The sequence below is a fragment of the Caulobacter sp. B11 genome (assembly GCF_002737765.1).
GTDB lineage: Bacteria > Pseudomonadota > Alphaproteobacteria > Caulobacterales > Caulobacteraceae > Caulobacter.
In genome coordinates this window covers 1-8,549 of record NZ_PEGG01000048.1, presented here as the reverse complement: position 1 = coordinate 8,549, position 8,549 = coordinate 1, and the positions used below count along the sequence as shown (strand labels likewise).

The 8,549-nt window shown below is 66.5% G+C and carries 11 protein-coding genes and 1 pseudogene; 10 read left to right on the top strand and 2 right to left on the bottom strand.

What is annotated here, in order from left to right; translation table 11 throughout:
- Positions 1-284 precede the first annotated feature (284 nt).
- The 5 genes and pseudogenes from CSW58_RS03340 (at position 285) to CSW58_RS03320 (ending at position 2,907) form a co-directional block, all read left to right on the top strand.
- Positions 285-611: a hypothetical protein gene (locus tag CSW58_RS03340; RefSeq protein ID WP_099446301.1), complete on the top strand. Its 327-nt coding sequence runs from the start codon at positions 285-287 to the stop codon at positions 609-611.
- The gene (locus CSW58_RS03335) at positions 608-1,207 is read left to right on the top strand and encodes a 5-formyltetrahydrofolate cyclo-ligase (RefSeq protein WP_099446300.1); all 600 of its coding nucleotides are present in this window, start codon (positions 608-610) and stop codon (positions 1,205-1,207) included. Before CSW58_RS03340 ends, CSW58_RS03335 begins: the two co-directional genes overlap by 4 nt.
- Before the next feature lie 6 nt (positions 1,208-1,213).
- Positions 1,214-2,034: pseudogene (locus CSW58_RS03330) on the top strand (YmdB family metallophosphoesterase).
- A 100-nt stretch (positions 2,035-2,134) separates the two neighbouring features.
- Entirely contained in the window at positions 2,135-2,593 is a 459-nt protein-coding gene (locus CSW58_RS03325) for a hypothetical protein (protein ID WP_099446298.1), read from the top strand.
- On the top strand, positions 2,548-2,907 hold the full coding sequence (locus CSW58_RS03320; RefSeq protein ID WP_099446297.1) for a BlaI/MecI/CopY family transcriptional regulator: 360 nt from the start codon (positions 2,548-2,550) through the stop codon (positions 2,905-2,907). Before CSW58_RS03325 ends, CSW58_RS03320 begins: the two co-directional genes overlap by 46 nt.
- A 29-nt stretch (positions 2,908-2,936) precedes the next feature.
- Here CSW58_RS03320 and CSW58_RS03315 read toward each other — a convergent pair whose 3' ends face one another.
- Complete coding sequence (locus tag CSW58_RS03315; protein WP_099446296.1) at positions 2,937-3,308, bottom strand: BA14K family protein; 372 nt, start codon at positions 3,306-3,308, stop codon at positions 2,937-2,939.
- Between the two features lie 191 nt (positions 3,309-3,499).
- On the opposite strand from CSW58_RS03315, the gene CSW58_RS03310 reads away from it, so the two are divergent.
- From CSW58_RS03310 to CSW58_RS14740, 5 genes are all read left to right on the top strand, one after another.
- Positions 3,500-4,255 carry a YebC/PmpR family DNA-binding transcriptional regulator gene (locus CSW58_RS03310; protein WP_099446295.1) on the top strand — a complete coding sequence of 252 codons (756 nt, stop codon included), beginning with the start codon at positions 3,500-3,502 and terminating at the stop codon, positions 4,253-4,255.
- A 90-nt stretch (positions 4,256-4,345) separates the two neighbouring features.
- A complete protein-coding gene (locus tag CSW58_RS03305) occupies positions 4,346-4,552 on the top strand; it encodes a hypothetical protein (protein ID WP_099446294.1) in 207 nt (68 codons plus the stop codon).
- Between the two features lie 37 nt (positions 4,553-4,589).
- Positions 4,590-5,219: a hypothetical protein gene (locus CSW58_RS03300; protein ID WP_099446293.1), complete on the top strand. Its 630-nt coding sequence runs from the start codon at positions 4,590-4,592 to the stop codon at positions 5,217-5,219.
- Between the two features lie 53 nt (positions 5,220-5,272).
- Positions 5,273-6,349: a S1C family serine protease gene (locus CSW58_RS03295; protein WP_099446292.1), complete on the top strand. Its 1,077-nt coding sequence runs from the start codon at positions 5,273-5,275 to the stop codon at positions 6,347-6,349.
- 131 nt (positions 6,350-6,480) lie between these two features.
- Positions 6,481-6,642: a hypothetical protein gene (locus tag CSW58_RS14740; protein WP_236627624.1), complete on the top strand. Its 162-nt coding sequence runs from the start codon at positions 6,481-6,483 to the stop codon at positions 6,640-6,642.
- A gap of 85 nt (positions 6,643-6,727) precedes the next feature.
- Here CSW58_RS14740 and ftsH read toward each other — a convergent pair whose 3' ends face one another.
- Complete coding sequence (gene ftsH, locus CSW58_RS03285; protein WP_236627626.1) at positions 6,728-8,542, bottom strand: ATP-dependent zinc metalloprotease FtsH; 1,815 nt, start codon at positions 8,540-8,542, stop codon at positions 6,728-6,730.
- Positions 8,543-8,549 lie beyond the last annotated feature (7 nt).

The following is an 8,549-nucleotide window of genomic DNA, read 5'->3' as shown; positions in this document are numbered from 1 at the left end:
TGGATCTCGCGCCTGGATCCGCGCGAAGCCCTGGTGATCGAGTTTCTCATCGCCGGTCGCAACGGCGACGAGGTGCGCCGGCCTATGGTCGAGTCGGCGACTTCGCGGCGGGCCGGGCTTTCCTTGCGATAGACGCAAGGACCCAAAGCGCGGGCCGCGTCACCACGCACTGGCGTTCCGCCTCGCGAGCGCCTATCTTCCTCGGTGGCGGGGTCTGCTGTGGCCCTCGTCGAAGATTTCTATTCCCAGGGACCGTAATCTCTCTCTAGGGAGCTGTTCCCTCCGTGGCCGTGCTGCGGGAACACGGCGCCCACCTGTCAACCAGGTTCGAGTGGATTGAAACGTCTTCACGGTTCTTCACGGCGCCGCCACCTGTCTTCCTGCTGATCGCCGAGGCGGTTATGAAACGCGGCTGGTTTGGGCCCAAGACCTTTGGGTGGGGCGCTCAGCCCACGGGCTGGCAGGGTTGGCTGGCCACGCTCCTGTTCCTCGTCGCCCTGATCGGGGTGAGCTTCGTTCCCGAGGCCACGCGCGGCTGGGCCGAGATCGGCCTGATTGCGTTCTTCCTCGCTGTCGTGGCCCTGACCTATAGGGCGTCGAACGCCTCTTGAGCCTCATCGATCCTGTCACCGCCAAGGTCGCCTTGCGCGTCTTCGTCCGCAATCGCCGCAAACAGCTGGCGCTTGAGCATCCCCAGGCCGACTGGCGGGTGGTGGATGTCGCCCGCGAGCCGCTGACCCAGCGATTCCCCGAACCCGCCGGCAAGGTGGCGGCGCTCTATTTCGGCATGGGGTCGGAGATCGCCACCGGTCATCTCGCCGGCTGGCTGGCCAGCCAGGGCTGGACCCTGGCCTTGCCGAGCGTCGAGGGCCGCCAGGGTCGCATGGTGTTTCGCCGATGGACGCCGGGCGACCCCCTGGAGCGTGACTCCCTCGGGCTGGTCGCGCCGGCCGCCGACCAGCCCGTTCTGATCCCCGACCTGGTGGTCGTGCCGTCCCTGGCCTTCGACCGCCACGGCGTGCGACTGGGGCAGGGCGGCGGCTATTACGATCGGGTGCTGGCGATGCTGCGGGCCCGGCGCCCGGTCTTTGTCCTGGGCCTGGCCTATGCCGGCCAGGAGACGCAAAACCTGCCCGTCGAGGACCATGATCAACGATTGGACGCCATCCTGACGGAAACCGAGTATATCGCGGTCCGAAAGGACTAATTCCGCATGCGCTTTGCTTTCTTCGGGACGTCGTCGGCAAGTCCGGCCGCGACGGCCTGGCCGACCACCTGCCCGCCCTGCGTCGCGATCTCGATCTGGAGTTCGTGATCGTCAATGCCGAGAACGCCGCCGCCGGCTTCGGCATTACCGAAAATACCGCCCGCGAACTGTTCGAGGCCGGGGCCGACTGCCTGACCCTGGGCAATCACAGCTGGGACCAGCGCGAAGCCCTGACCTACATCGTCCGCGAGCCGCGACTGATCCGACCGGCCAACTACCCGATCCTGTCGGACGCCCCCGGCCGGGGCAGCCACCTGTTCCAGACCGAGCGGGGACGCACCATCATGGTCATCAACCTGCTGGGCCGTGTCCACATGGACGCCATGGACGACCCCTTCGCCGCCGCCGACCGCGAACTGGACAAGGCTCCCCTGGGCCAGGTCGCCGACGCGGTGGTGGTCGACATGCACTGCGAGGCCACGTCCGAGAAGATGGCCATGGGGCACTATTGCGACGGCCGCGCCTCCCTGGTGGTCGGCACCCATACCCATGTGCCGACGGCCGACGCCCAGATCCTCAACGGCGGCACCGCCTATCAGACCGACGCCGGGGCCTGCGCCGACTATGACAGCGTCATCGGCAACCAGAAGGACGAGCCCCTGCGCCGCTTCACCACCAAGATCAGCGGCGGGCGCTATACTCCCGCCTCGGGCCCGGCCACGGTGTGCGGCGTGTTCGTCGAGACCGACGACCGGACCGGCCTGGCGACGCGGGTCGAGCCGATCCGTGTCGGGGGACGCCTGCAGCCGACCGTGCCGATCGTCTAGTCCCTCTCCCTCCGACAGAGGGACAAGGAGAGCAGGCTTGACTCCTGATATTACGTGCGTAGTTTTATCGTATTACAAACGTAATTCGAAGGGGCGACGCATGAGCCAACTGTCCAAGATCCTCTACCCGATGACCTTTCTGGCCCTTGTCGCGCCCGCCGTGGCGGTGGCTGAGCCGCTGAGGCCGCGCGACATCTTTCTGAACGCCGCGCCCTTCGCGCAACTGCTGATGATCGTCCTGATCGGGTCGACGATCGCCGCCATCATCGTCTGCGTCCGCAAGCTGATGTCTGGACCCCGGCTGTCGGGCGGCTCGGCCTTCCTGTCGGGCTTGCGGTTGGGCGGCCCGCTGATCGGCCTGCTTGGGGGCGCCTATAACGGCCTGAGCATGGCCATAGGCATCGCCAACGTCTCCCATCCTGTGACCCTCAAGGTCATGGCGCCCGGCATCGCCGAGGCCGTCTCGCTGATCGGCCTGGGGATGCTGGCCGGAGCCGTGGCGGTCATCGGCCACTGGGCGGTGGAGGCGCGCATCGATCGCGCGGTGCTGAAGTCCTGAGCCGGATTCACGTCACCGAGGCCGAGAGCGCGGTTTTGGCCGCGCTGTGGCGGCACGGCGCGCTGTCGGCGGCCTCGCTGGTTGATGCGGTCAAGGCCGACCAGAAATGGGCCGACGCCACGATCAAGACCCTGCTCAACCGGCTGATCCACAAGCAGGCGGTGCGCTCGGAAAAGATCGACGGCCGCCAGCTGTATCGGGCCCTGATCGATCGCGAGACCTATGTCGCGGGCGAGGTTCAGGACCTGCTCGACCGCCTGTTCGACGGTCGAGCCGAGGCGTTGCTGCAGGTCCTGCGGACGCCCGACGCCTGACCGGGCGCCGGGCGACTGTCAGAGGCGGTCTACAGGCGGCAGCGGGCCTTTACGCCGCGGCGGACGGTGTAGAGGTCGGTGCGCGGATTGTAGGAGCGGTAGCGCACGCTGCAGGCATGGACGTGCTGGTACCAGTTGCCATGGCGCCGGAAGTGCTTGGGCGGAGCCGGCGGACGGTGACCCCAGCCCATATTCCACTGACCGTAGCGGTCCTGATGCATGCCCTGATTGTTCATGCCCGGATGGTTGTCGGGCTGACCCATGCCGGGACGATGGTCGGTCTGGGGGGCGTTGTGGCGGTCGCCCGGCGGGCCGCTATGCGGGGCGCCTTGGGCGGACGCGGCCAGCGGCGCGCTGGCGAGCAGCGCCGCGCCGAGGGCGAGAAGGATCAGTTTGCGCATGGGTTAGGCTCCTAGAACCAACCGACCGAAAGCGACGCCCGGAGAGGCCGTCACGGGTCTGGCGAGACCTTAACCATTCGCCCGCTTGGGGGTTCCGGCGTTGCTCTAGATCAAAGCCGGGTGACAAAACCCCGCTCCAGAGGCTAGAAGCGCGCCCAAACTCCATCATCAGACCAGAGAAGAGCCTCCGAATGGCCGGCCACTCGAAATTCAAGAACATCATGCACCGCAAGGGCCGCGCCGACGCCGCGCGTTCCAAGCTGTTCTCCAAGCTGTCGCGGGAAATCACCGTGGCGGCCAAGTCCGGCGTGCCCGACCCGAACATGAACCCGCGCCTGCGCCTGGCGGTCAATAACGCCAAGGCCGAGAGCCTGCCCAAGGACGTTATCGACCGCGCGATCAAGAAATCGCAGATGGGCGACGCGGCCGACTATTCGGAAATCCGCTACGAGGGCGTCGCCGCTGGCGGGGTCGGGATCATCGTCGAGGTGCTGACCGACAACAAGAACCGCGCCGCCGCCAATGTCCGCTCCTATTTCACCAAGCTGGGCGGCAACATGGGGGCCACCAATTCGGTGACCTTCAACTTCGAGCATGTCGGCCAGATCGGCTATCCGGCCAAGGCCGCCAGCGAAGACGCCATGATGGAAGCCGCCATCGAGGCCGGCGCCGACGACGTCGAGTCGGACATGGACGAGGAGGGCGAGGGCCACACGGTCTACACCGCCTTCGAGAGCCTCAATGAAGTGGCCGCCGCCCTGGAAGCCCGCTTCGGCCCGGCGTCGAACACCAAGATCGCCTGGCGTCCCAAGATGCAGGTTCCGGTGACCGGCGACTCGGTGGCCACCCTGATGAAGCTGCTCGACATGCTCAACGACGATGACGATGTTCAGAACGTCTATTCGAACGAAGAGATCAGCGACGAAGACCTAGCCAAGCTGGGCTAGGGCGAGCGACTCCTCCGGGCCTTGAGTCCGGAGGGACTGTTGCTGGGCGCAGGTCGAAGTGTATCCTTTGGATACCGGGAGCTGGCCGTCATGAACTGGTACTTCGCGATCAGCGAGAGCTCCATCGATCGGCCCGAGCACGAATGGCGCGACATGATTCGCGTCGCGGTGCGCTCGGCCATCGGCAGCACCGACCTGAAGCCGCACCTGCTCTACGATGGTGGTGAGAACCCGTTCCTGGACGAACTTCGGGGGTTGGGGGTGACGGTGATTTCACCGCCGTGTCAGCTTCTATGACGCGCTCGAGACTTACGGCGCCAATAGTCCCGGCTATGTGAACATCGCCAGCGGCGCGTTCCTGCGCTTCGAGATCGCCCTGATCGACGATGGGGAGTTCGCCCTCTATACGGACTGCGACGTGCTGTTCAATCGACGGCTGGATTTTGGCGCGGCCTCGAGGCCTCAGCTGTTTTCGGCCTCATCTCAGTCCTCGACCAATACGTCGGAGGATATGAACTCGGGCGTCATGCTGATCAATGTCGCCGGCATGCGAGCCGAATATGACGCCCTGGTCGCCTTCACCCGCGCCAATCTTGACCTGGGACTGGACCAGGAGGTGCTGCGAGTGTTCTGCGCCGGGCGTTACACGCCCATGGATCGCAGCCTGAACTGGAAGCCTTACTGGGGGGCCAATCCCGACGCCCAGATCATCCATTTCCACGGCCCCAAGCCGGGCGCGGCGCGGCGCTTGGCGTCCGAGGGGCTCGGCTCGACCAATATCGAGATCTGGAAGCACCTCTACAGCCTCAGCCCCGAAGGCTATGGCGAGTATGTCGAGGCCTGGGACGCGGTCCTCGCGGGCCGGCCGCGCAAGTCGTACTTCCCCTATGACCGGATCGATGACCCGCACCTCTGGGCCCGCGTCGCCGGACTCAAAGCGTCGCTCGGCGGTTGCGCCCCCTAGCGGCCTGGACGCTCCTGCTGTTAACCTTCCTGAACAGAGGCGGGGGCCAGGGCATGAAGGCACGGAAGTATCGATTGTTCGCCAAGGCTCGCAAGCCGCGGCCCGCGCGCGCCCATGAGATCCTGTACTATCCGGACGAGGCCCAGTTTGTCTTCGATCCGGGCGACCTGCCCCAGGCCGGCGGCGTCGCCGTCGACGGCATCCTGCTGGACGCCTATTCAAACGCCGTGGTCCGCGCCGTCGAGGTGGTGGGGCCGTGTGTGGTGCGCATCCATCCGATGCTGGATGATCCGCGCATGCAGGGCGTCGGCTCCGGCTTCGCGATCGCCGAGAACGGCCTGATCCTGACCAACAGCCACGTCGTCCAGGGGGCCAGCCGCTTCGTGGTGATCACCGCCGAGGGCCGCAGCCTGACCGCCCGGTGCATCGGTGACGATCCCGATACCGATTTGGCCCTGCTGCAGGTCGATCAGCGCACCCATATCCCGGTCGCCCGGCTGGGGGATTCCAAGGCCCTGCGACGCGGGCAGCTGGTCATCGCCATCGGCGCGCCCCTGGGTTTTGAGGCCACGGTGACCACCGGGGTCGTCTCGGCCCTGGGCCGCAGCCTGCGGGGCGAGCGCGGGCGCCTGATCGAAGACCTGATCCAGACCGACGCGGCCCTCAATCCCGGCAATAGCGGCGGGCCCCTGGTCAGTTCGTCGGGCGAGGTCATCGGCATCGCCACGGCGGTGATCGCCGGCTATCAGGGCCTGTGCTTCGCCGTGGCCTCCAATACCGCCAGCTTCGTGGTCGCCGAACTGCGCAAGCACGGTCATGTGACGCGCGGCTCGATCGGGCTGATCGCCCAGCAGGCCCCGATCCCGCCCAGCCTGGCCAAGGCCAACGGGGTCAAGCAGGTCTATGCGGTGTTCGTCGCCCAGGTCGACGCCGGCGGCCCGGCCGCCAAGGCCGGTGTGCTGGAAGGCGATCTGCTGATCAGCGCCGACGGCGCGCCCCTGACCGGTCTGGACGATCTGCTGCGGGCCCTTGATCATCACAGCATCGGCAAGGCCGTGGCCTTCGTTCTGATCCGCGGCGGCCGGCTGATGACCGTGACCATCACGCCACGCGCCCGCAAACGTAGCTGAAACGGTCGTTTTTCGTCCTAGACGCGACCGTTTGCCGCACCTACACGTGAGGTGGGGTCGGTCGAGGGTTGCGGCGTGGCTTACGGCTTCAGGTTGATCCAGCGTGTTTGGACCCGGCGTCCGCTGACCAGTTGGCGAGGCCGCCTCGTGACCCTCGCCTGGAGCCTCGGGCCCTGGTCACCCTCGTGGCCGCCGTCGGCCGGGGGCCCGGCATGTTCGTGATCTGTCTGACGGCGATCGCGTTCGGCAGCCTGGCGGCCCTGCGGATGTTGAGCGGGGCGGCCCGGCGCTAGGGGCTTCGCCCCTTCATCGCGACCAAAGGACCCGGCGTCCGATCCGACCATGGCGGTCGGACCGGACGGGGTTGGACAGAGATCCCTAGGCGGTGACGCCCGCCGAGGACACGGGCACCGAGGCCACGGGCCCGGTCTGGATCTTATTGTTCTTGTCCTCGACGCGGGTCGGCTGCACGCCCTTCATGACGCCGATGATCTCGTCGCCGCTGAGGGTCTCGAACTCGAGCAGCGCCTTGGCCACGGCATGCAGTCCGTCCAGCTTCTCGGTGATGATGCGGCGGGCTTCATCCTCGCCGCCCTTGACCAGGCGACGGACCTCGGCGTCGATGGTCATCATGGTTTCGGCCGAGACGTTCTGGGTGCGGGCCACAGAATGGCCCAGGAACACCTCTTCCTGGTTGTCGCCATAGGCCACCGTGCCGAGCTTTTCGGAGAAGCCCCAGCGGGTGACCATGTTGCGGGCCAGGTTGGTGGCGGCGCTGATGTCGCTCGAGGCGCCCGAGGTGATCTTTTCCTTGCCGAAGATCAGCTCCTCGGCCACCCGGCCGGCCATCATGATGGCCAGGCGCGAGGTCATCATGTCGAAGCTCATCGAGTAGCGGTCGCCCTCGGGAAGCTGCATGACCATGCCCAGGGCCCGGCCGCGCGGCACGATGGTGGCCTTGTGCACCGGGTCGGCGACGGGGACGTTGAGGGCCACCAGGGCGTGGCCGCCCTCGTGATAGGCCGTGAGCTTCTTTTCTTCCTCGCTCATGGCCATCGAGCGTCGCTCGGCGCCCATCATGACCTTGTCCTTGGCGTATTCGAAGTCATGCATGGTGACCATGCGCCGGTCCTTGCGGGCGGCGGTCAGGGCGGCCTCGTTGACCAGGTTGGCCAGGTCGGCGCCCGAGAAGCCGGGGGTGCCGCGGGCCAAGGTCTTGACGTCGACATCGGCGGCCAGGGGCACGTTCTTCATGTGCACGCGGATGATCTTCTCGCGGCCGGCCACGTCGGGATTGGGCACCACGACCTGACGGTCGAAGCGGCCCGGACGCAGCAGGGCGGGGTCGAGCACGTCGGGACGGTTGGTGGCGGCGATCAGGATGATGCCTTCATTGGCCTCGAAGCCGTCCATCTCGACCAGCAGCTGGTTGAGGGTCTGTTCACGCTCGTCATTGCCGCCGCCCAGGCCGGCGCCGCGATGGCGACCGACGGCGTCGATTTCATCGATGAAGATGATGCAGGGAGCGTTCTTCTTGGCCTGCTCGAACATGTCGCGCACCCGGCTGGCGCCGACGCCGACGAACATTTCCACGAAGTCGGAGCCCGAGATGGTGAAGAACGGCACGCCCGCCTCACCCGCGACGGCGCGGGCGATCAGGGTCTTGCCTGTGCCCGGAGGGCCGACCAACAGGGCGCCCTTGGGAATCTTGCCGCCCAGGCGCTGGAACTTGGCCGGGTCCTTCAGGAAGTCGACGACCTCCTGCAGTTCGTCCTTGGCCTCGTCGACGCCGGCGACGTCCTCGAAGGTGATGCGGTTCTTGTTTTCGGTCAGCAGGCGGGCCTTGGACTTGCCAAAGCCCATGGCGCCCTTGGTGCCGCCCTGCATCTGCCGCATGATGAAGATCCACACGCCCAGCAGGACTAGCATCGGCAGCATGTTGATCAGGATGGCGATCAGGCTGACGCCGCCGCCCTGGATCACGATCTCGGCCCGGCGGGCCTCGAGGCGCTTGAGCAGCTCTTCGGTATTGTTGGGGGCGTTGACGCTGTAGGACTTGTTGGCTTGATCCTCGATCTTGACCACCGAGCCATTGATCACGGCCTTCTTGACCTGACCGCTGTCGATCCGGTTGAGCAGCTCCGAATAGCTGACATCCTCCGCACCCGTGGGCTTGGTGGTCTTGTTCATGATCGCGGCG